The organism is Devosia sp. P3_B2 (assembly GCF_056402875.1).
In genome coordinates this window covers 240,047-259,864 of sequence record NZ_JBFUGO010000003.1, presented here as the reverse complement: position 1 = coordinate 259,864, position 19,818 = coordinate 240,047, and the positions used below count along the sequence as shown (strand labels likewise).

At 65.4% G+C, this 19,818-nt stretch carries 21 protein-coding genes and 1 tRNA gene; 15 read left to right on the top strand and 7 right to left on the bottom strand.

The annotated features are described in order from the left end of the window. The first annotated feature begins 56 nt into the window (after positions 1–56). From uxaC to AC1DV8_RS06715, 3 genes are all read left to right on the top strand, one after another. Positions 57–1,463, top strand: coding sequence for a glucuronate isomerase (gene uxaC, locus AC1DV8_RS06725; RefSeq protein ID WP_477156921.1), 1,407 nt, complete (start codon positions 57–59; stop codon positions 1,461–1,463). Positions 1,464–1,471: 8 nt separating this feature from the next. Further along, the gene (locus AC1DV8_RS06720) at positions 1,472–1,798 is read left to right on the top strand and encodes a cupin domain-containing protein (RefSeq protein WP_477151523.1); all 327 of its coding nucleotides are present in this window, start codon (positions 1,472–1,474) and stop codon (positions 1,796–1,798) included. Positions 1,799–2,033: 235 nt separating this feature from the next. Beyond that, on the top strand, positions 2,034–2,243 hold the full coding sequence (locus AC1DV8_RS06715; RefSeq protein ID WP_477151524.1) for a hypothetical protein: 210 nt from the start codon (positions 2,034–2,036) through the stop codon (positions 2,241–2,243). Between the two features lie 7 nt (positions 2,244–2,250). Here AC1DV8_RS06715 and AC1DV8_RS06710 read toward each other — a convergent pair whose 3' ends face one another. The 3 genes from AC1DV8_RS06710 to AC1DV8_RS06700 form a co-directional block, all read right to left on the bottom strand. After that, positions 2,251–3,510 carry an Hsp70 family protein gene (locus AC1DV8_RS06710; RefSeq protein ID WP_477156920.1) on the bottom strand — a complete coding sequence of 420 codons (1,260 nt, stop codon included), beginning with the start codon at positions 3,508–3,510 and terminating at the stop codon, positions 2,251–2,253. A gap of 82 nt (positions 3,511–3,592) precedes the next feature. Beyond that, positions 3,593–3,668, bottom strand: a tRNA-Ala gene (locus AC1DV8_RS06705). A 197-nt stretch (positions 3,669–3,865) separates the two neighbouring features. Beyond that, on the bottom strand, positions 3,866–4,282 hold the full coding sequence (locus tag AC1DV8_RS06700; RefSeq protein ID WP_477151526.1) for a TIGR02300 family protein: 417 nt from the start codon (positions 4,280–4,282) through the stop codon (positions 3,866–3,868). A gap of 186 nt (positions 4,283–4,468) precedes the next feature. Between AC1DV8_RS06700 and AC1DV8_RS06695 the strand changes: the two genes are divergently transcribed. The 3 genes from AC1DV8_RS06695 to AC1DV8_RS06685 all read left to right on the top strand — a co-directional run bounded on the left by AC1DV8_RS06695 (position 4,469) and on the right by AC1DV8_RS06685 (position 7,583). After that, positions 4,469–5,104: a (d)CMP kinase gene (locus AC1DV8_RS06695; protein WP_477151527.1), complete on the top strand. Its 636-nt coding sequence runs from the start codon at positions 4,469–4,471 to the stop codon at positions 5,102–5,104. 178 nt (positions 5,105–5,282) lie between these two features. Beyond that, positions 5,283–6,980: a 30S ribosomal protein S1 gene (gene rpsA / locus AC1DV8_RS06690; RefSeq protein WP_477151528.1), complete on the top strand. Its 1,698-nt coding sequence runs from the start codon at positions 5,283–5,285 to the stop codon at positions 6,978–6,980. Positions 6,981–7,076: 96 nt separating this feature from the next. Next, the gene (locus tag AC1DV8_RS06685; protein WP_477156919.1) at positions 7,077–7,583 is read left to right on the top strand and encodes a GNAT family N-acetyltransferase; all 507 of its coding nucleotides are present in this window, start codon (positions 7,077–7,079) and stop codon (positions 7,581–7,583) included. Here AC1DV8_RS06685 and AC1DV8_RS06680 read toward each other — a convergent pair whose 3' ends face one another. Beyond that, complete coding sequence (locus AC1DV8_RS06680; protein ID WP_477151530.1) at positions 7,584–7,778, bottom strand: hypothetical protein; 195 nt, start codon at positions 7,776–7,778, stop codon at positions 7,584–7,586. 128 nt (positions 7,779–7,906) lie between these two features. Between AC1DV8_RS06680 and AC1DV8_RS06675 the strand changes: the two genes are divergently transcribed. From AC1DV8_RS06675 to AC1DV8_RS06635, 9 genes are all read left to right on the top strand, one after another. After that, positions 7,907–10,393 (top strand): ATP-binding protein, encoded by a 2,487-nt coding sequence (locus AC1DV8_RS06675; RefSeq protein WP_477156918.1) that lies wholly within the window; start codon positions 7,907–7,909, stop codon positions 10,391–10,393. A 61-nt stretch (positions 10,394–10,454) separates the two neighbouring features. Beyond that, positions 10,455–11,402: a signal peptide peptidase SppA gene (gene sppA / locus AC1DV8_RS06670; RefSeq protein ID WP_477151532.1), complete on the top strand. Its 948-nt coding sequence runs from the start codon at positions 10,455–10,457 to the stop codon at positions 11,400–11,402. A gap of 37 nt (positions 11,403–11,439) precedes the next feature. After that, positions 11,440–11,724 carry an integration host factor subunit beta gene (locus AC1DV8_RS06665; protein WP_055047553.1) on the top strand — a complete coding sequence of 95 codons (285 nt, stop codon included), beginning with the start codon at positions 11,440–11,442 and terminating at the stop codon, positions 11,722–11,724. A 15-nt stretch (positions 11,725–11,739) separates the two neighbouring features. After that, positions 11,740–12,093, top strand: coding sequence for a lipopolysaccharide assembly protein LapA domain-containing protein (locus AC1DV8_RS06660; protein ID WP_477156917.1), 354 nt, complete (start codon positions 11,740–11,742; stop codon positions 12,091–12,093). Between the two features lie 9 nt (positions 12,094–12,102). Next, complete coding sequence (locus tag AC1DV8_RS06655) at positions 12,103–12,753, top strand: phosphoribosylanthranilate isomerase (protein ID WP_477151534.1); 651 nt, start codon at positions 12,103–12,105, stop codon at positions 12,751–12,753. Between the two features lie 12 nt (positions 12,754–12,765). Next, on the top strand, positions 12,766–13,986 hold the full coding sequence (gene trpB / locus AC1DV8_RS06650) for a tryptophan synthase subunit beta (RefSeq protein ID WP_477156916.1): 1,221 nt from the start codon (positions 12,766–12,768) through the stop codon (positions 13,984–13,986). Then, positions 13,986–14,816 (top strand): tryptophan synthase subunit alpha, encoded by an 831-nt coding sequence (gene trpA / locus AC1DV8_RS06645; RefSeq protein ID WP_477151536.1) that lies wholly within the window; start codon positions 13,986–13,988, stop codon positions 14,814–14,816. Before trpB ends, trpA begins: the two co-directional genes overlap by 1 nt. 137 nt (positions 14,817–14,953) lie before the next feature. After that, positions 14,954–15,913, top strand: coding sequence for an acetyl-CoA carboxylase, carboxyltransferase subunit beta (gene accD / locus AC1DV8_RS06640; protein WP_477156915.1), 960 nt, complete (start codon positions 14,954–14,956; stop codon positions 15,911–15,913). A gap of 43 nt (positions 15,914–15,956) precedes the next feature. Beyond that, on the top strand, positions 15,957–17,279 hold the full coding sequence (locus tag AC1DV8_RS06635) for a bifunctional folylpolyglutamate synthase/dihydrofolate synthase (protein ID WP_477156914.1): 1,323 nt from the start codon (positions 15,957–15,959) through the stop codon (positions 17,277–17,279). Between the two features lie 21 nt (positions 17,280–17,300). Here AC1DV8_RS06635 and AC1DV8_RS06630 read toward each other — a convergent pair whose 3' ends face one another. From AC1DV8_RS06630 to trxA (AC1DV8_RS06620), 3 genes are all read right to left on the bottom strand, one after another. Continuing rightward, positions 17,301–18,950, bottom strand: a complete 1,650-nt coding sequence (locus AC1DV8_RS06630) for a glycoside hydrolase family 3 protein (RefSeq protein WP_477156913.1) — start codon at positions 18,948–18,950, stop codon at positions 17,301–17,303. 60 nt (positions 18,951–19,010) lie between these two features. Beyond that, the gene (gene trxA / locus AC1DV8_RS06625; RefSeq protein ID WP_477151540.1) at positions 19,011–19,334 is read right to left on the bottom strand and encodes a thioredoxin; all 324 of its coding nucleotides are present in this window, start codon (positions 19,332–19,334) and stop codon (positions 19,011–19,013) included. 149 nt (positions 19,335–19,483) lie between these two features. Continuing rightward, on the bottom strand, positions 19,484–19,807 hold the full coding sequence (trxA, locus tag AC1DV8_RS06620) for a thioredoxin (protein ID WP_055047562.1): 324 nt from the start codon (positions 19,805–19,807) through the stop codon (positions 19,484–19,486). Positions 19,808–19,818 lie beyond the last annotated feature (11 nt).

Genomic DNA, 19,818 nt, shown 5'->3' with positions numbered 1-19,818 from the left:
GGCTTTGACATCCTCGTCCCCGCTAAGTAACCAAGTGGTTCGGAGGACTACGGACCATGACTTTGCTCGACGACAACCGGCTGTTCGATGCCGAACCCAAGGCCCGCGGTATCGCGCAGGCGCTCTATGCCGGCATCAAGGACCTGCCGCTGGTCTCGCCGCACGGCCACACCGAGCCGCGCTGGTATGCCGAGAACGACAAGTTCCCCGATCCGGCGCGCCTGCTGATCGTTCCTGACCACTATGTCTTCCGCATGCTGTTTTCGCAGGGCATCCGCCTCGAGGACCTCGGCGTCCCGACCACCGATGGCTCGGCGGTGGAGACCGATGGGCGGAAGATCTGGCGGCTGTTCGCGAAGCACTACTATCTGTTCCGCGGCACCCCGACGCGCTCGTGGCTAGACCATACCTTGGCGACACTGTTCGGTGTCACCGAGCGGCTCAGCGAGAAGAACGCCGATGCGATCTACGACCAGATCGCCCAACTGCTTGAGCGCGACGACTACCGCCCGCGCGCCCTGTTTGAACGCTTCAACCTCGAGGTGATCTCCACCACCGACGCGGCGCTCGACGATCTCAAGTGGCACAAGATGATCCACGATAGCGGCTGGAAAGGCCGGGTGGTCCCCGCCTATCGTCCCGATTCGGTAGTCGATCCGGATTTCTCCGGCTTCGCTGACAATCTCGACAAGCTGGGCGAGATCAGCGGCGAGGATACCGGCCACTGGAACGGCTATCTCGAAGCGCATCGGAAGCGCCGCGCCTATTTCAAGCAGTTCGGCGCCACCTCGTCCGACCACGGCCACCCGACCGCCGAGACCGCAAACCTCCTGCCCAAGGAGGCGGGCCAGCTCTACGACAAGGTCCGCACCGGCAAGGCTGATGCCCGTGAGCGCGCCCTGTTCCGCGCCCAGATGCTGACCGAAATGGCCCGTATGTCGATCGATGACGGGCTGGTGCTGCAGATCCACCCCGGCGCCTGGCGCAACCACTCGCCCTCGATGCTGGCGAAGTTCGGCCGCGACAAGGGCTTCGATATCCCATCGCGCACCGATTATGTCGGCGCGCTGAAGCCGCTGCTCGACGCCGTGGGCACCGATCCGAAGCTCTCGATCATCCTCTTCACCCTCGACGAAAGCGTCTATGCGCGCGAACTGGCGCCGCTGGCCGGTGTTTATCCGTCGCTGAAGCTGGGGCCGCCCTGGTGGTTCCACGACAGCCCGGAGGGTATGCGCCGTTTCCGTGAGATGGCGACCGAGACGGCCGGCTTCTACAACACCGTCGGCTTCAACGACGACACCCGCGCCTTCCCCTCGATCCCCGCCCGCCACGACGTCGCCCGCCGCGTCGATTGCGCCTTCCTTGCCCGCCTCGTCACCGAGCACCGGCTCGACGAGGACGAAGCTCACGAAGTCGCCAAAGACCTCGCCTACAATCTGGTCAAGAAGGCCTACAAGCTGTGAGTGACAGAATGTCTCCTCTCTTCGCGCAGCCCGGCGACGGCAAGCAGACCCAGCTTGATGGCTCGAGCCGCCGGGTGATTCTCGATCTGCCAGAGCTGATGCTGGTGGAGTTCACCTTCGACAAGGGCGGCGTCGGCGCGCTGCACTCGCACCCGCATTTGCAGACCAGCTATGTGGCCGAAGGCGTGTTCGAGGTGACCATCGACGGCATCACCGAAACCATCGGCAAGGGCGGCGCTTATATCGTGCCGTCGGGCCTGGTGCATGGCGTCAAGGCGCTGGAAGCGGGCAAGCTGATCGACAGCTTCACCCCGCGGCGCGACGATTTCCTGTAGAGCGCTTTCAGGAAAAGTTGCAGACTTTTCCGGTTCGAAAGCGTGAACACTCAAAACCCTGCGGCATTTCGCCGAAACGGCGAAATGCCCGGAAGCGTGACGCCGCCGATCACGTTTCCCGTTCTCCCCACAATCCACACCGTGCGCTAGTTGTGATCGCGGTGTCGTTGAGCGAGTGGAACGCTGGGTGCAGCGTTGCAATTGCACACCGCATCATTCGGCGGGGGACCACCTATTGGACGATAGCTATCGCGGCTACACGATCCGCATCACCCGCACCACACGCTGGGACGCGGTGCTGGTCGAAACCGCAACGGGACTGATCATGCCGACCAAGGCCACTTCGCTGCTGCGCGAAGGCCGCGAGGTCGCAATCGTCCGCGCCCGAGCCCTCGTCGACCTCTACGCCAATGCCGAAGCCGCCCGGGTCTCCCGCGCCGCGTGATCTCTCGCTAGCCGAACCGCCGCGACGCATCGAGCGCGAGGCCGAGCCCGACGCTGCCGAAAGCGTCGGTCTCGACCGCCTTGGCCTCGGGGAACAGTGCGCGCAGCATGTCGCCCACCGCAGGCACGCGGGTCGAGCCGCCGGTGAGGATCAAAGTGTCGATCTGGCTGCCTTCGACCCCGGCGGCCGCAAGGGTACGCCCGATCGCAGTGGCAATCGCAGCCGTGGCGCCTTGCAGCGCTGCCTCCAACTCCTCGAGAGCGATCGGCGTCTCCAGCTTCACGTCGCGCGTCACGAAGCGAAACTCGGTCTGCGGCGCCTCGCTGAGCGCGATCTTGGCTTCTTCCACCCGCCCCGCCAGCCGGTGCCCCTGCCGGTCCTCTACCAGTGCGATCAGCATGCTGACCAGGTCGGGGAACTGCGCCTCCTGGTAGGTCGAGCGCAGCTCGAGCAGCGTCTTCTGATTGTAGAGCCGGTTGATGCGGTGCCAGGTGGCGAGGTCATAGTACGGCGCCGAGGGCAGGGGGCGCTTGCCATCCGCCGTCTCCGTGCCATAGCCCATCAGCGGCATCACCTTCTTCAGCGACAGCAGCCGGTCGAAATCGGTGCCGCCGACATGCACGCCTGCCGTGGCGAGGATGTCGGCCTTGCGGTCAGCCCGCGTCGCGCGCTCCGGCGACAGCCGGATCACCGTGAAGTCCGAAGTGCCGCCGCCGATATCGGCCACCAGCCCGAGTTCCTCGTGCGTCACCTGCTGCTCGTAGTCGAGCGCTGCGGCGATCGGCTCGAACTGGAACTCGATGTGCCTGAAACCCTGCGCCTTCACCGCGCCTTCGAGCTGGCGCTGCGCCTCGGCATCGGCCTTGTCGTCATCGTCGACAAAGCGCACCGGCCGCCCGCAGACGATATCCTCGATGTCGTGCCCGAGCGAAGCCTCGGACCGGCGCTTGAGCTCGCCGACGAACCTGCCGAGGATATCGGAGAACTTCAGCGCGTCGCGCTTCACTCGCGTCGTGTCATTGAACAGGGAGGTGCCGAGCACGCTCTTGATCGAGCGCATCAACCGGCCATCGGCGCCGGTGACGTATTCGCTCACTGCCTGCCGGCCGAAGAACGTCCGATCTTCCTCGAACGAGAAGAAGATCGCCGAGGGGATGGTGGGCTTGCCGTCCTCGAGCGGCAGCAGTCGGGGCGGCTGGTCGCCGCCGGCTGCCGCGAGGGTGGAGTTGGAGGTGCCGAAATCCATGCCGCAATGGGTTCGCGTCATCTTCGCCTCCGGCGCTGAAACAAAAAGCCGCCCGAAGGCGGCTCATCATCATGGGTCAGGCGACCTGCCTGCCCGGGGGACTTGGTGGAGCCAATCGGAATCGAACCGACGACCTCTTGCATGCCATGCAAGCGCTCTCCCAACTGAGCTATGGCCCCATCAACGATCCGCTGGATCACGTCCGGTGACACGAACGGATCGTGTCTTGGGTGTGCGCCGCGGCGGTCTCCCGTCGAAGCGCGGTGCTATCTACCCACGTCACCTCTCGCATGCAAGGGGTATTTCGCGGGCATCGCGCGGTCGGCGAAAGTTGGCGACTTTCACTATCCGACAACGCGCTCGGCTGGTTCGGAGCTTAGCGCTCGTCGCCGCCGCCGACGTCGAAATCGAGGTTCTCGTCCTCGTCTTCGTCCTCTTCGAGGAACACGTCGCTGTCGTCTTCGCCAATGTCCTCGACGTCTTCGACGTCCTCGACATCAGGGATATCCTCGCCTTCGACACCTGCCTCTTCGGCATCGGCATCCTCGAGGGAGACGATCTCGGGAGCGCCGGGTTCGGCGACCTCCTCGACTTCGACCTCTTCCTCGTCATCCTCTGCCGCGCTCACCACAGCCGCCTTGGCGCGAACCGCCGCAACTGCGTTCTGCTCGAAGAAAGAGCGCGGATAGGATTTGCCGGTATAGGGCGAGACGATCGGATCCTTGTTCAGATCATAGAACTTCTTGCCGGTATCGGGATCTTCCCGTTTTGTACCGCGTTCGTCGTTGGCCAATTGCTTCCTCATTAGAAAGGCGGGGCCACCCGCTGGGAAACGTCCGGTTAGGGTGAAAGCTGCCCCCTGTCAAACCGAAAATGGAGCCCTCGGTCCGTGATCCCTGGGGGTTGATCGGTGGCGTGCTGGCAGCTGGTCGCGGCGCCATGATAGGGAGGGCGGCTGCAGTGCGGGCGCGGAGGGGCAATGATCATCGCGGTGGATGGACCGGCAGCATCCGGAAAGGGGACGCTCGCCGCGGGCCTGGCGCGGCACTACGGCCTGCCGCAGCTCGACACCGGCTTGCTCTACCGCGCGGTCGGGATCGCCGTCGGCGCACATCTGGGGCAGCCCGATTTCGAGGCGAGGGCCATTGCCGCCGCCCGGGCGCTCGATGCCGCGCACCTCACCGATATCGACAAGTTGACCAGCGCCGAGGCCGGAGTTCTTGCCTCGCACGTCGCCGTGATCAACGAGGTGCGCATCGCCATGCGCCAATACCAGCGCGATTTCGCCCATGGCCCCGCCGGTGCCGTGCTCGATGGCCGCGACATCGGCACCGTCGTCTGCCCCGATGCCGATGTGAAGCTATTCATCGTCGCCGACAGCAAGTCGCGGATGGAGCGCCGGGCCCGCCAGCTGGAAGCGCGCGGCGAGGTGGTTGATCGCTACGCCCTCTATCACCAAATAGAAGAGCGGGACGCGCGGGACAGCGCCAATCCCAATGGCGGCTTCTATCCCGCTGCTGATGCCCACTTGCTGGACACCACGCTCTTGGATATAGAGGCCGCACTCCGCGCAGCCGTCGCCATTGTCGACGGGGTCATGGCGCGCAAGGCGTAGCTTCTAGAGCTGCTAAACCAAACCTTGCGGCTTTCGTCCCCCGGCATGTTCCAAGAGCCGGCAGCGGAAAACAATCCTAAACCCATATGGCTCGCGCGCCAGCGCACCGGATCGCCTTTGAATGGCGATTGGCAACCGGGCCTTTCACTCAAGCCACCGGGCGCATTGGAGAAGTCGTTTGGCAGTTCAAACTGTTACCAAGGAAGATTTCGAATCCCTGCTGCTGGACTCGTTCCTCGAGAACGAGCCGCTGGAAGGGACCGTGGTCAAGGGCACCGTCGTGGCGATCGAGAAGGATCTCGCCATCATCGACGTCGGCCTGAAGACCGAAGGGCGCATCGCGCTCAAGGAATTCGGCGCCGCCGGTCGTGACGGCACCATCAAGGTCGGCTCGACCGTCGAAGTCTATGTCGATCGCGTCGAGAACGCTGTCGGCGAGGCTGTCCTCAGCCGCGAGAAGGCTCGCCGCGAAGAGAGCTGGGTCAAGCTCGAAGAGATGTACAACGCCAACCAGCGCGTTGAAGGCATCATCTTCAACCAGGTCAAGGGCGGCTTCACCGTCGACCTCGAAGGCGCCGTTGCCTTCTTGCCGCGTTCGCAGGTGGACATCCGTCCGATCCGCGACATCGGCCCGCTGATGAATGTGCCGCAGCCGTTCCAGATCCTGAAGATGGACAAGCGCCGCGGCAATATCGTCGTGTCGCGTCGTGCGATCCTCGAAGAGAGCCGCGCTGAGCAGCGCTCCGAGATCGTCCAGCAGCTCGAGGAAGGCCAGGTCGTCGACGGCGTGGTCAAGAACATCACCGATTACGGTGCGTTCGTGGACCTCGGCGGCATCGACGGCCTGCTGCACGTTACCGATATCGCCTGGCGCCGGGTCAACCACCCGTCGGAAGTTCTCGCCATCGGCGAGACCATCAAGGTGCAGATCGTCCGCATCAACCACGAGAGCCATCGTATCTCGCTGGGCATGAAGCAGCTGCAGGCCGACCCGTGGGATGGCATCGCGGTGAAGTACCCGGTTGGCGCCAAGTTCACCGGCCGCGTCACCAACATCACCGACTACGGTGCGTTCGTCGAACTGGAGCCGGGCATCGAAGGCCTGATCCACGTTTCCGAGATGAGCTGGACCAAGAAGAACGTCCACCCGGGCAAGATCGTCTCCACTTCGCAGGAAGTGGAAGTGATGGTGCTCGAGGTCGATCCCGAGAAGCGCCGTATCTCGCTGGGCCTCAAGCAGACGCTTGCGAACCCGTGGGAAACCTTCGCCGAGAAGTACCCGTCGGGTACCGTTGTCGAGGGCGAGGTCAAGAACAAGACCGAGTTCGGTCTGTTCATTGGTCTCGATGGCGATGTCGACGGCATGGTCCACCTCTCCGACCTCGATTGGCAGAAGCCCGGTGAGCAGGCTCTCGAAGCCTACAACCGCGGCGACATGGTCCAGGCCAAGGTGCTCGACGTCGATGTCGACAAGGAGCGTATCTCGCTTGGCATCAAGCAGCTGGCAGTCGGCGAAGTGGCCGATACCGGCGGCGACGGCATCCGCAAGGGTTCCGTGGTGACCGGCACCGTGACCGAAGTGAATGACGGCGGCATCGAAGTCCGCATCGCCGACACCGAGATGACCGCGTTCATCCGTCGCGCCGATCTGTCGCGTGACCGCAACGACCAGCGTCCGGAGCGTTTCTCCAAGGGCGAGAAGGTCGACGCGCGCGTCACCCAGTACGATCGCAAGACCCAGCGCATCCAGCTTTCCATCAAGGCGCTCGAAATCGCCGAGGAAAAGGAAGCTGTCGCTGCCTACGGTTCGTCGGACTCGGGCGCTTCGCTCGGCGACATCCTGGGCGCCGCGCTCAAGGGCCGCGACGAGAAGTAAGCTTTTCCGCGAGTGCTCCAGCGCTCGCGGGTCTGCGCATACGGGGCTCGCACCATCAGGTGCGGGCCCTTTTCATGAGAGTTTTGGGGAACTCGGATGGTTCTGAAGGATGTCGCCTGGCGCGCCATGACCGCCTATGACCTGCCGGCCGTGCAGGGCATCGCCGACACCGTGCATGTCGATTTCTTCGAGACCCCCGAGGTGCTGGCCGAGCGGCTGAAGCTCTACCGCAACGGCTGCTACCTGCTCGAAATCGGCGACAAGCCGGCCGGCTATGTGCTGAGCCACCCCTGGCTCTACGGCACCCTGCCGCCGCTCAACACGCTGCTGGGTCAGCTGCCAACCGAACCCGACACCTACTATCTCCACGACCTCTGCCTGCTACCGGTCAGCCGCCGCGTCGGCGCCGCGTCGAAGATCGTCGATGCACTGGTGAAACACGCCAGCGTAGAGGGCTACCCCACGATGACCCTCGTCGCCGTCAACGGCTCGCTCCCGTTCTGGCAACGCCACGGCTTCGAGGTGACCGAAGTCGACGAACTCTACGGCAAGCTACTGAGCTACGAGGCGGAGGCGCGGTACATGGTGCGGAAGCTAGGCTGATCACTTGAACGTCCCGTACCCGCCGTGGTCGCGGCGGCGGAGGCCGAGGTCTTCGAGTTCGTTGCTGCGCATGCCGTCGAGATAGGCTCCGTCCGAGTGGGTGCGGGCGATGCCGGCGAACATGCCGGCAATGGCGCCAAAGACGGCGCGGGCTAGCCTTGCGGCAGTGGTGCGGGACTTGGGCTGGTACAGCATTTTCCGTCTCCTCGGATCTGATGCGATGATCATCGCCCGGGCGGCGGCGGCAGTCCTTGGGGCAATCCTGAAGAGTTCTGAAGCGGTCCTGATCGACGGGACTCAGGCGGCTAGGCTATGCTGCCACAATGGAAAAACGCTTTGGCGACTACAGGATCAGGCCGCGTGAACGCGAGCTCGTCGGCCCCGAGGGCGTGATCGAGCTGTCGAGCCGTTCGTTCGACCTGCTCGAGGTGCTGCTGGGCCAGCCCAACCAGTTGCTCGACAAGGCGGCGCTGTTCGATGCGGTGTGGCCCGGGGTGGTGGTCGAGGAGAATACGCTGCAGGTCCACATGTCGGCGCTGCGCAAGGCGCTGGGCCCGGGTTTCGTCGCCACAGTGCACGGCCGCGGCTATAAATACGTCGGTCCCGAGCCGGTTGAGGACGAGGATACGCTGCGCCGCCGTCCGGCCGGCACCGCCGGGAATATCGGCCGCTATCGCGCTGATTGCGTAGCGCGCGAGGGGGAGATCGAGGCCGTGGCGCGGCTGCTGGACCAGTACCGGCTGGTCAGCATCCTGGGCCCCGGCGGTGTCGGCAAAACCACACTCGCCGTTGCCGTGGCCGAAACGCTGGGCACTGTCGATGGCGGCGTGTGGATGGTCGATCTCGCCTCGCTCAGCAGCGGTGAGTTCATCGAAAGCGTCCTCATCCAGACCCTTGCCGTACCGTTCCGGGCCGGCAGCCGCTCACTCGAGTCGATCGTCGAATATCTGCGGCCCAGCGAGGCGGTGCTGATATTCGACAATTGCGAGCATGTGCGCGGCGCCGCCGCCCGCGTCATCCGCACGCTGCTCGCCGAGGTCCCGAACATCCGGATTCTCGCCACCTCGCAGGTGCCGCTCGCCTTGCCTGAGGAGCATGTGTTCAAGCTGCTGCCCTTTGCCGTCACCGCGGAGGGCGAACTGGCCGACGCCGCATCGGCCAAGTTCCTCGCCTATTGCTACGAAGCCTTCGGCGAACGGCTTTCGCCGGCTGAGCTGCCGATCGTCGCTCGCCTCTGCCGCCGGCTCGATGGCGTGGCGCTGGCGCTGAAGATGGCCGCAGCGCGCGCCGCGACGGTCGGCATTGAGACAGTCGATCGTCAGCTGGAGCAGCGATTGGCGAGCCTCGAAGCTGATTGGGATCCGGCCCTGCCGCGCCACCGCTCGCTCGCCGCGTCGCTGGCCTGGAGCTACGACCTGCTGGAGGCGGACGACCAGCGCACGCTGCGCGCCCTCGGCGTTTTCCAGGGCAGCTTCTCGATTTCCGCTGCCAATGCGGTTGCGGGTGAGGGCGCCGAGACCCGCGTCGCCGAACTTGTCCGTCGCTCGCTGGTGGTGCGTGACGGGCAGGATCGCGCGCGCTATCGCCTGCTCGATTCCACCCGTCACTTCGCCCTCGACAAGCTGGCAGAAGCGGGCGAGGACGTCGCCACCCGCGACCGCCACGCGGCCTATATCCGCGAACTCTTCGCCGACAGCGTGCTGCGCTGGGAAGCGCTGCCCGACGAGCGATGGGACCAGATCTACCGGCCGGACGGCGACAACCTGCGCGCCGCGCTGGCCTGGACCAAAACCCGCGCCGACTGGCCCACCTATGTCGAGATCGCCGCCGGTTCCTACCGCTACTTCATGGAAGAACAGCTCGGCGCCGAGGGGCTCGCGACCATCGAGGCCGGCATGTCGCTGGTGGGCGCCGTCCCGCCCGAAACGGCGGCCCGACTGCAACTGGCCCTCGGTGAGATCGGCCGCTACAACGCCATGGACGTCCGGGCCTACCAGGGGCTCGAGCCGGCGCTGGCATATTTCCGCAGCAGCGATGACCGGCTGCGCTACACCCAGGCGCTGGTCCTCACCGCCTGGATCACCATCTTCTTCCATCACCAGGGCGATGCCGAGCCACTGGTCGCCGAGCTCGAGACGCTGATCGCCGACATGCCGCCCAGTAAGGTGAAATCATGGGCGCTGGTTGCGATCGGCACGCAGATGTGGACGCGCGGCGACGTCACGGCGGGCCTCGCCCGTGCCGAAGCCGGCCTTGCCATGCACCTCGATACCGGCAACCCCAAGGGCCGCTTTCGCTCGGTGATGAACCTTGCCGAAATGCTGCACAAAGGCGGCGACACCGAGCGCCCGCTGTCGCTGTCCGAGCAGATACTGCCCGAGCTCCGGGCTGCCGGCCGCAGCCTGCAGCTCGGCTTCCAGCTCAACAATATCGCCGCCTACCGCCTCTCCCTCGGCGATGCCGAAGGGGCCGCGGCGCCGCTCTTCGAGGCCGCCGAGATCGTGCCGCGGGACGGCGGCCAGTGGCACTGGTGCCTGTTGCAGAATGCCGCGGAACTGCTGGCGACACGCGGTGCCTACGACGTTGCGGCGCTGCTGCTCGGCTTTGCCGACAAGAGCTTCGAGAGCTGGATCGACGGCCGGCAGGCGACCGAAGAGATGCAGCGCAACCGGCTGGCCGCGACGCTCGAGGCCGCACTGTCCCGGCGCGAGCGCGATCGGCTGATGCAGCAGGGCCGGGCGCTCACCCTGTTCGAGGCCGATCACCTCGCCGGCTTCATCAAGACCGAACGGCCGCGGCTGAAACTCTAGCCCTGCCTTGCATTTGCCGCGGCCCGCGGGTTACCTCGCACCAATCCTCAACGAGGCCCAAATGACCGACACGTCCGGCGACCCCGCGCACCTGATCCCCGCCAACGCCAGGTTGCGCCGCTCGCGCCGGCTGTGGCGCGTGCTGTTCTTCCTCGCACTGGCCGTCACCGTGCTCGCCGTCGTCGGTCGCTTCGCAATGGAACAGGGTGGTCCCGGCGATCGCATCGCCCGGGTCAGCATCACTGGCACCATCATGACCGATCCGGCGCGGTTGAAGATCCTCGACAAGCTCGCCGAGGACGATGCGGTGAAGGCGGTGATCGTCGCCATCAACTCGCCCGGTGGCACCACCGCCGGCGGCGAGGAACTGTACGAGGCCCTCGCCGTGTTGCGCGCCAAGAAGCCGGTTGTCGCGGTGATCAGCGAGCTCGGCGCTTCCGCCGCCTACATGACCGCCATCGGTGCCGACCGCATCTTCGCCCGCCGGCTGTCGATCGTCGGTTCCATCGGCGTACTGTTCCAGCACGTCAACGCCGGCAAGCTCCTCGACACGATCGGCGTCGATTTCGACAAGGTGCAGACCGGCCCGCTGAAGGCAGAGCCGGATTTCGACGAGCCGATGGAGGGCGAGGTGCGCGCCTCGCTGCAGGCGCTGGTCAACGATTCGTTCGAGTGGTTCGTCGACATCGTGGCCGAGCGTCGCGGCATTCCGCGGCCCGAAACCCTGGCTCTGGCCGACGGCCGCATCATCACCGGGCGGCAGGGCGTGGACGCCAAGCTCATCGATGCGATTGGTGGCGAGTCCGAAGCCATTACTTGGCTCGAGGCCGACAAGTCCGTTGCGGCCGATCTGCCGGTGGTCGATTACTTCCCGCTGCCGGCCGAAGGCTGGTTCGGCGTCGGCCGCTGGCTCGGCCAGAGCGCTGCCGAAATGGTACGGTCTGGTGTCGACGGGGCGATGTCCCTTGACGGTTTGGTCTCGCTTTGGCAGGCTGCCCCATCGATGTGACAACCCATCGACCCGTGGAGGAGCGCCGGGGGGCGGTATGATCAAGTCCGAACTCGTGCAGCGACTGTCCGAAGAAAATCCGCATCTGTTTCAGCGTGATATAGAGAACATCGTGAACGCCATCCTCGACGAGGTGGGCGACGCCATGGCCCGGGGCGACCGGGTTGAGTTGCGCGGCTTCGGCGCCTTCTCGGTGAAGAACCGGCCGGCACGTGTCGGCCGCAATCCAAGGACCGGCGAGACCGTCGATGTGGGCGAGAAATATGTGCCCCAGTTCAAGGCCGGCAAGGAAATCCGTGAGCGGATCAATCGCGCGGGATGATGCCGGGCTCTACCGATGATTAGGCGCATAGTCGGCTGGTTCGTGCTGGTGCCGCTTTGCGCGGTGCTGATCGTGTTTGCCTTGGCCAACCGCCAGCTCGTGGTGGTCAATTTCAATCCCTTCGCCCCGGTCGATGCATTGACCTCGCCCGGCGTTGGCGTGCCGCTGTTCCTGGTGATTTTTGCGGTGCTCCTGGTCGGCGTGCTGCTCGGCGGTGTCGCCACCTGGTTCGCCCAGGGCCCGCATCGGCGCGATGAACGGCATTTCAAGCGCGAGACCGAGCGGCTCCACCGCGAGCTCGAGGTTGCCCGCCGCTCGCCCGAACCCCCGACGCAGATCGGGGCTCAAGAATTCGCTTCCCTTAACTGACCCGAGCTCATGCCCGACCCCCTCATCGTCAAGATCTGCGGCATCAGGACCCCCGCGCTGCTGGAAGCGGCGATCGATGCCGGCGCTGACATCGTTGGCTTCACGCATTTCGAGCGCAGCCCGCGCTACGTCGATATCGAGAACCTGCAGCTCCTCATCTCGGAGGCCCGCGGTCGGGTCGAGACCTGCGTGCTGCTGGTGAACCCGGACAATTCCCTCGTCATGGAAGTCGCGGCGCTCAGTCCCGACTGGATCCAGCTGCATGGCCCCGAGACGCCGCATCGCGTCGAGGCCATCCGCGATGAAGCCGGCATCGCCATCATGAAGGCGGTTGGGATCAGCACTGCCGAGGATGTCGCGCACGTAACCGACTTCGCCGATGTGGCCGATCGCATCCTGCTCGACGCCAAGCCGCCCAAGGGCGCCGACCGCCCCGGCGGGCTCGGCGTGCCGTTCGACTGGGCCCTGCTCAAGGCGCTTGACCCCAGCCTTCCATTCATGCTTTCGGGAGGCCTCACGCCCGAGACGGTGGGGGACGCGATCAAGGCCGTTCGGCCGTTTGGCGTCGATGTCTCCTCCGGCGTCGAAACCGCGCCCGGCGTCAAGGACGCGGCGCTGATCCGGGCCTTTATCGACCAGGCGCGAGCCGCGCACGGATAGGAGTCTGCTGAAGTGACCGTGACTGGGGCCAATTCCCTTCGCAACGGCCCCGATGACCAGGGTCGTTTCGGTCTCTATGGCGGCCGTTTCGTCGCCGAGACGCTGATGCCGCTGATCCTCGATCTCGAGAAGGCCTATCGCGCCGCGCAGGCCGACCCTGAGTTCCAGGCCGAGATCAAGCACCTCGCCACCCACTATGTCGGCCGCCCGTCGCCGCTCTATTTCGCCGAGCGGATGACCGAGCACCTCGGCGGTGCCAAGGTCTACTTAAAGCGCGAAGAGCTGAACCACACCGGCTCGCACAAGATCAACAACACGCTCGGCCAGATCCTGTTGGCCAAGCGCATGGGCAAGACCCGCATCATCGCCGAAACCGGCGCCGGCCAGCATGGCGTGGCGACGGCGACGGTCTGCGCCAAGTTCGACCTGCCCTGCGTGGTGTTCATGGGTGCCACCGACGTCGAGCGGCAGTACCCGAACGTCCTGCGCATGAAGATGCTCGGCGCCGAGGTCCGTCCGGTCACCGCCGGTGCCGGCACCCTCAAGGACGCCATGAACGAGGCGCTGCGCGACTGGGTCACCAATGTCGAGACCACCTACTACCTGATCGGCACCGCGGCAGGCCCGCACCCCTATCCGGAGATGGTCCGCAACTTCCAGTCGGTGATCGGCGAAGAGATCAAGGCGCAGATGCAGGCCGAGACCGGCAAGCTCCCCGACGCGCTGGTCGCCTGCGTCGGCGGCGGCTCCAATGCCATCGGCACCTTCCACGCCTTCCTCGATGACCCCTCGGTGAAACTCTATGGCGCCGAAGCCGGCGGCCATGGCATCGAGGTCGAGAACGGCCATGCCGCCTCGATGACCGGCGGACGCCCCGGCGTGCTGCACGGCAACCGCACCTACCTGCTGCAGGATGCCGACGGCCAGATCCTCGAAGGTCACTCGATCTCCGCCGGCCTCGATTACCCCGGTGTCGGTCCCGAGCACTCCTATCTGCACGACACCAAGCGCGTCACCTACGCACCGATCACCGACAAGGAGGCGCTCGACGCCTTCCAGCTCTGCACCCGCCTCGAGGGCATCATTCCCGCGCTGGAAAGCGCGCACGGGCTGGCACAGCTTATGAAGGTCGCCCCGACCATGGGCAAGGACGAGACTATCGTCCTGTGCCTCTCGGGCCGCGGCGACAAGGACGTCGAGAGCGTCGGCCGCTACCTGGGGATGAACTCGTAATGACCACCCGTATCCCCGCCCGCTTTGCCAAGTGCGCCGCCGAAGGCCGCCCGGCTCTCGTCACCTACACCATGGCCGGCGACCCGGACCTCACCACCGCCCAGGCCATCCTCGATGCGCTGCCAGCTGCCGGCGCTGATATCATCGAACTCGGCATGCCCTTCTCCGACCCGATGGCCGATGGCCCCGGCGTCCAGGCGGCAGGTCAGCGCGCGCTGGCCGCGGGCCAGACCATGAAGAAGACGCTGGGCATGGTCGAAGCCTTCCGCAAGAAGGACCAGGAGACCCCGATCGTGCTGATGGGCTACTACAACCCCATCTACATCTTCGGCGTCGATGCCTTCCTCACGGCCGCCAAGGCGGCGGGCGTCGACGGGCTGATCGTTGTTGATCTGCCGCCCGAAGAGGACGACGAGCTCTGCATCCCGGCCCTGAAGGCAGGCCTCAACTTCATCCGGCTGGCTACGCCGACCACCGACGACGCGCGCCTCCCGGCAGTGCTGAACAACACCTCTGGCTTCGTCTACTATGTCTCGATGAACGGCATTACCGGCGGCACGATCAAGGCGACGGCCGCAGTCGGCACCGCCGTGCAGCGCATCAAGGGCCATACCGACCTGCCAGTTGTCGTGGGCTTCGGCATCAAGACCGCCGATGATGCGGCAACTTTCGGCCGCGAGTCCGACGGCGTCGCGGTGGGCACGGCAATCTGCAACGCGGTGCTCGGCTCGCTCGACAATGGCAAGGCCACGGCCGGCACCGTTGCGGCGGTGACCACGATGGTCGCAGGTCTCGCCAGCGGCGTGAAGCGGGCCAAGGCGGCAGCCTGAACCACCAAATCCGGTTACCAATGACGGTACCGTGGCTTAACCACGAGAGCCGATCCTGATAATATCTGCCACAATCACCATATAGGCCCATGGCAGCGCCGTTTGGCGCGCACATGGACCGCGAACAGGCTTAGGCAATGAACTGGATCAACAACGTCGTCCGCCCCCGCATCCGCTCCTTCCTCAAACCGAAGGATACCGGCTCGGAGAACCTCTGGGTCAAGGATCCGGAGTCGGGCGAGATGGTGTTCTACCGCGATCTCGAAGCGAACATGTGGGTGGTGCCCAATTCCGGCTACCACATGAAGATCAAGGCCTCCGACCGGCTGTCGACCTTCCTCGACGAGGGCAAATACGACACCGTGGCGCTGCCTGCCGTGCCGCATGATCCGCTGAAGTTCCGCGATTCCAAGCGCTATGCCGACCGCCTGAAGGAAAGCCGGCTGAAGACCGGTACCGAGGATGCGGTCACCGTCGGCGTCGGCGAGCTGTTCGGCCAGCCGGTGACGGTCGGCGTGCAGGATTTCGACTTCATGGGCGGCTCGCTCGGCATGGCCGCGGGTTCGGCCATCGTCACCGGGCTCGAGACTGCCGCGAGCAAGCGTACCCCGTTCGTGCTGTTCGTCTCGTCGGGCGGTGCCCGCATGCAGGAAGGCGTGCTGTCGCTGATGCAGATGCCGCGCACCACCGTCGCAGTGCTGCGCCTGCGCGAGGCCGGGCTGCCGTTCATCGTGGTGTTCACCAACCCCACCACCGGCGGCGTCACTGCGTCCTACGCCATGCTGGGCGATGTGCACCTCGCCGAGCCCGGCGCGCTGATCGGCTTTGCCGGCCCTCGCGTCATCGAGCAGACCATCCGCGAAAAGCTCCCCAAGGGCTTCCAGCGCTCGGAATATCTCTACGAGCACGGCATGATCGACATGGTGGTGCACCGGCACAACCTGCGCGAAACCATCGGCTCCTTGGTCGGCATCCTCACCAAGTCACCGCAGCGCGAGGAGCTGAGCGAAACCGCCCCGGCCCGCCTCGCGACGCCGGTTTCGGCCAACGCGGGTGATGATCTCGTCGGCATGCCGGAAGCCGCCCACGCCGAGTAGGCCGCCTCTTCATCACGCGAGAACCGGGTGCTAAAAGCGCGCCATGCTCCTGTTCGAGAATCTCGTCCCCGTGTCCCGCACCGACGCTATCCTGAAGCGGCTGCTCAAGCTGCATCCGAAGCTTATTGACCTGAAGCTCGACCGCGAGCTGCGCCTGCTCGAGCGGATCGGCAATCCGCAGGACCATTTGCCGCCGGTCATCCACGTCGCCGGCACCAACGGCAAGGGTTCGACGATCGCCTATCTGCGCGCCTTCCTCGAAGCGTCGGGCAAGAAGGTGCACGTCATGACCTCGCCCCACCTGGTGCGCTTCAACGAGCGCATCCGGTTGGCCGGCAAGCTGGTGTCATCCCGCAAGCTCAACCAGGCGCTGGAGTTCTGCGAAGAGGCCAATGGCGGCGAGCCCATCACCTTCTTCGAGATCACTACTGCAGCTGCGTTCAAGCTGTTCTCGGAAGTGAAGGCCGATTACCTGCTGCTCGAAACCGGCATGGGTGGGCGCTTTGACGCCTCCAACGTGGTCGCGCACCCGCTGGGCACCGTCATCGCTCCGGTCGACTACGACCACCAGAACTTCCTCGGCGACAGCCTGTCGAAGATCGCCTGGGAGAAAGCCGGCATCATGAAGCGCGGCTCAAAGGCCGTATTCGGCCGGCAGCGCGACGAGGGTCGCGCCATGCTGGTGCGGGAAGCCGCGCGGCTTGGCGTGACGCCGTTGATCGCCGGCGAGGATTTCAACAGCCAATCCGAGAACGGCCGGCTGGTCTACCAGGACGAGCAGGGCTTGCTCGACCTGCCGCCGCCGGCGTTGGCCGGCCCGCATCAGTTCGACAACGCCGCGCTGGCCATCGCCGCGGCACGGCATTTCGGCCTGCCGGTGACCGAGGCCGACATTGCCCGCGGCCTCCGCGACGTGGTCTGGCCGGCCCGCCTGCAGCCCGTGCATGGCACGCTGCTGCAAATGCTGCCCGAGGGCTCGGAGCTCTGGATCGACGGCGGCCATAACGCGCACGGCGCGGCCGCGCTCTCGCTGGCCCTGCAGCAGATGCAGGTCCGGCGTCCGCTGCCGCTAGTCCTGATCATGGGGCTGATGAACACCCGCAAGCCCGCCGATTTCCTCGCGCCGTTCAGCGGCATGCTGGAAAAGGTCTTCGCCCTATCCATTCCGGGCGAGCCGAACGCCCATCCGGCATCGGCCATCGTTGAGCAGGCCCACGCCACGGGCTTCGACGCCGTGGCATCGACCTCGATCCTCAACGCTCTGGCCGATGCGGCCCGGCTCGGCCACCCCGCCCGCGTGGTGTTCGCCGGCTCGCTCTACCTCGCCGGCCACGTCCTCCACCAGAACGGTACCCCGCCGAAGTAACGGCGAGGCGCCTCCGCGGCCTCAGTAACGCGCGTCCTCGAGCCCGCAGAACGGATCGACCGGCGAGTGCCGGTTCCACGGCAGGTTGCTCAGTAACGCCTCGACCACCGCCCGCTGCATCGTCTCGGTGGTCGAATAGGCGTTGATGTAGGTGGGCACCCGCGGCGCGTCGTAGAGCATGTACGGGTAGCCGAACGAGATCATCAGCGTCGGGATGTCGTGCCAGTGCCGGTGCATCGCCTTGCCGAAGCTGCCGGTGAGCCGCAGCCAGTCGAGGAAGATCCGCCCCCGCGTCAGCAGCGTCTCGTCGCCGAACAGGTAGAGCACCAGGTCGAACTTATCCGCGTCCACCTCAGTGGTGGCATCATGCACCGTCACCTCGAAGCCCTTCTCGCGCAGGAGCTCTGGCACTGAGAACGGAAGCGGATGCGGCAGGAACGGAAACACGATGCCGCCGGAAATCACCAGCACGCGCCTGTGCTTCGCGGGATCGAGCGGCAGCAGGTTCTGGACGTCCTTCACCAGCGTCGGCGCCCGCTTTGCCACCGCGTCGGCATAGGCGCGCGTCTCGCTGCTCGCCAGTGTCCCCGCCACCGCCGGTTTGTGCAGTCCAACCGCCGCCTTCAGCCCGAGTTGGCGGATCACCGCCTCGTCGACCCGGTCCCAGCTCAGCCGGCCATCGGCCAGCGCCGCCTGGAGATAGGCGAGGTCCTGGTCGTAATCGTCCGAGAACAGGATCACATCGCAACCCGAGGAGATGATCTCCGGCAGATGCTCGCTACGCTTCGACCATGCTCCCAACCCGGCCATCGGTGTCGCATCGGAAACGATCAACCCGTTGAAGCCGAGGCGCTTGCGCAGCAACTCCTCATTCAGCAGGCGGCTGATCGAGGCCGGTCGGAACGCCTCGATCCCGGCGTTGGGATCCAGCGACCGCACGAAGGCCGGCAGCGCGATGTGCGCCGACATCACCGACAGCGCGCCGGCCGCGATCGCCCCGCGATAGAGCCGGCCAAAATTGGCCTCCCACTCGTCCAGCGACAGCGGGTTGATGGTGGTGACGAGGTGCTGGTCGCGATCGTCAAAACCCTCGCCGGGCCAGTGCTTGATCGCCGAGGCGACCCCATGCTCCTGGAACACCCGCATCTGGGTCAGTGCGTGCTTCTCGACCGTCTCCACGTCCGAGCCGAAGCCACGCGTCGCGACGATGGCACTGCGGAACGCCGCGTTGATGTCGAGGACCGGGGTGAAACTCCAGTTGATGCCGATCGTCCGGGCCTCTTCGGCCATGATCCGGCTGACCTCGGCGGTGACCTCGATATCGTCAATCGCCGCGAGCGCTAGCGGGTTGGGCATTTCCGCCCCCGCGGCGAGGCTCATCCGGCTGCCCTCGAGGTCGGCCGAAACCAGCAGCGGCACCGGTGCGGCGGCATTGAGATCGGCGAACAGCGCCCGTTCCGCCGCGACATCGGCGCCGGCATGCCGGGTTATTCCACCAGGCCGGAAGGCCCGAATCCGGGCGACCTCGTCCGGGTTCTGCCCCCGCGACAGGAGGTTGAACAGCTGCCGCAACTTCTCGTCCGGGGTCAGCGCCGCAAAGCGCTCCCGCACCCAGGCAAGCGCCTGGGCGTCGAGGTTGAACGGGGCTTTGGCGAGGTGGTCGAAAGTCATGCAGTCCTCCGGTGCAGGGCGGGGACTATGCCCCATCGCACCGGAAAATCCTGCTCGAAATTATGCGGCGAACTGATCCAGCCACTTGATCAGCTGCACGCGCGACTGCCCGGCGCCGACCTTGAAATCCACCGGCTCGCCGTCCTTGAACACGATTAGCGTCGGCATGGCGCGCACGTTATATTTCACCACTGTCGACGGATTGCTGTCGACGTCGAGCTTGACGATCTTCACCTTGGCGGCGAGTTCAGTGGTGAGGTCGTCGAGGATCGGATCCATCGCCTTGCACGGCGGGCACCATTCGGCCCAGAAATCGACGAGGACTGGCTTGCTGGAATTCAGCACTTCGGCTTCGAAGTTCTGGTCGTTGACGCGCGTACCCATGATCGTCTCCATCGTCGATTACCGATGAAAGCTACAGGGAGTCGGCGGGGAAAGAAAGGCATGTCATTCCACGCCTTTGCCGGAAAGAGAAACGCCGCCGGCGTGAACCAGCGGCGTTTTCTATCAAAGCGGCGAGTGTCGCGCCCGTATCAGGCAGCGTGGCTCTCGAGCCACTTCGCAAGGCCGGCCTTCGGGGTGCCCGCGCCGATCTTCATGTCCGCGGCTTCGCCGCCCTTGAACAGGATCATCGTCGGGATCGAACGCACGCCGTACTTGACGGTGGTATTCGGGTTGTCGTCGACGTTTAGCTTGACGATCTTCACCTTGCCCTGGAGCTCAGTGGAGAGCTCTTCCAGAACCGGCGAGATGGCGCGACACGGGCCACACCATTCTGCCCAGAAATCTACCAGCACGGGCTCTTTCGAGGACAGGACTTCCTCGCCAAAATTGGCGTCGGAAACGTGGGTTGTCATTGGGATTGCCT

Bases quoted from the DNA above. Each gene is read 5' to 3' on its own strand.
- uxaC (WP_477156921.1), top strand. From the start codon at position 57: ATGACTTTGCTCGACGACAACCGGCTGTTCGATGCCGAACCCAAGGCC.
- AC1DV8_RS06720 (WP_477151523.1), top strand. From the start codon at position 1,472: ATGTCTCCTCTCTTCGCGCAGCCCGGCGACGGCAAGCAGACCCAGCTT.
- AC1DV8_RS06710 (WP_477156920.1), bottom strand. From the start codon at position 3,510: ATGACGCGAACCCATTGCGGCATGGATTTCGGCACCTCCAACTCCACC.
- AC1DV8_RS06695 (WP_477151527.1), top strand. From the start codon at position 4,469: ATGATCATCGCGGTGGATGGACCGGCAGCATCCGGAAAGGGGACGCTC.
- AC1DV8_RS06685 (WP_477156919.1), top strand. From the start codon at position 7,077: ATGGTTCTGAAGGATGTCGCCTGGCGCGCCATGACCGCCTATGACCTG.
- AC1DV8_RS06680 (WP_477151530.1), bottom strand. From the start codon at position 7,778: ATGCTGTACCAGCCCAAGTCCCGCACCACTGCCGCAAGGCTAGCCCGC.
- AC1DV8_RS06675 (WP_477156918.1), top strand. From the start codon at position 7,907: ATGGAAAAACGCTTTGGCGACTACAGGATCAGGCCGCGTGAACGCGAG.
- sppA (WP_477151532.1), top strand. From the start codon at position 10,455: ATGACCGACACGTCCGGCGACCCCGCGCACCTGATCCCCGCCAACGCC.
- AC1DV8_RS06665 (WP_055047553.1), top strand. From the start codon at position 11,440: ATGATCAAGTCCGAACTCGTGCAGCGACTGTCCGAAGAAAATCCGCAT.
- AC1DV8_RS06660 (WP_477156917.1), top strand. From the start codon at position 11,740: ATGATTAGGCGCATAGTCGGCTGGTTCGTGCTGGTGCCGCTTTGCGCG.
- AC1DV8_RS06655 (WP_477151534.1), top strand. From the start codon at position 12,103: ATGCCCGACCCCCTCATCGTCAAGATCTGCGGCATCAGGACCCCCGCG.
- trpA (WP_477151536.1), top strand. From the start codon at position 13,986: ATGACCACCCGTATCCCCGCCCGCTTTGCCAAGTGCGCCGCCGAAGGC.
- accD (WP_477156915.1), top strand. From the start codon at position 14,954: ATGAACTGGATCAACAACGTCGTCCGCCCCCGCATCCGCTCCTTCCTC.
- AC1DV8_RS06635 (WP_477156914.1), top strand. From the start codon at position 15,957: ATGCTCCTGTTCGAGAATCTCGTCCCCGTGTCCCGCACCGACGCTATC.
- AC1DV8_RS06630 (WP_477156913.1), bottom strand. From the start codon at position 18,950: ATGACTTTCGACCACCTCGCCAAAGCCCCGTTCAACCTCGACGCCCAG.
- trxA (WP_477151540.1), bottom strand. From the start codon at position 19,334: ATGGGTACGCGCGTCAACGACCAGAACTTCGAAGCCGAAGTGCTGAAT.
- trxA (WP_055047562.1), bottom strand. From the start codon at position 19,807: ATGACAACCCACGTTTCCGACGCCAATTTTGGCGAGGAAGTCCTGTCC.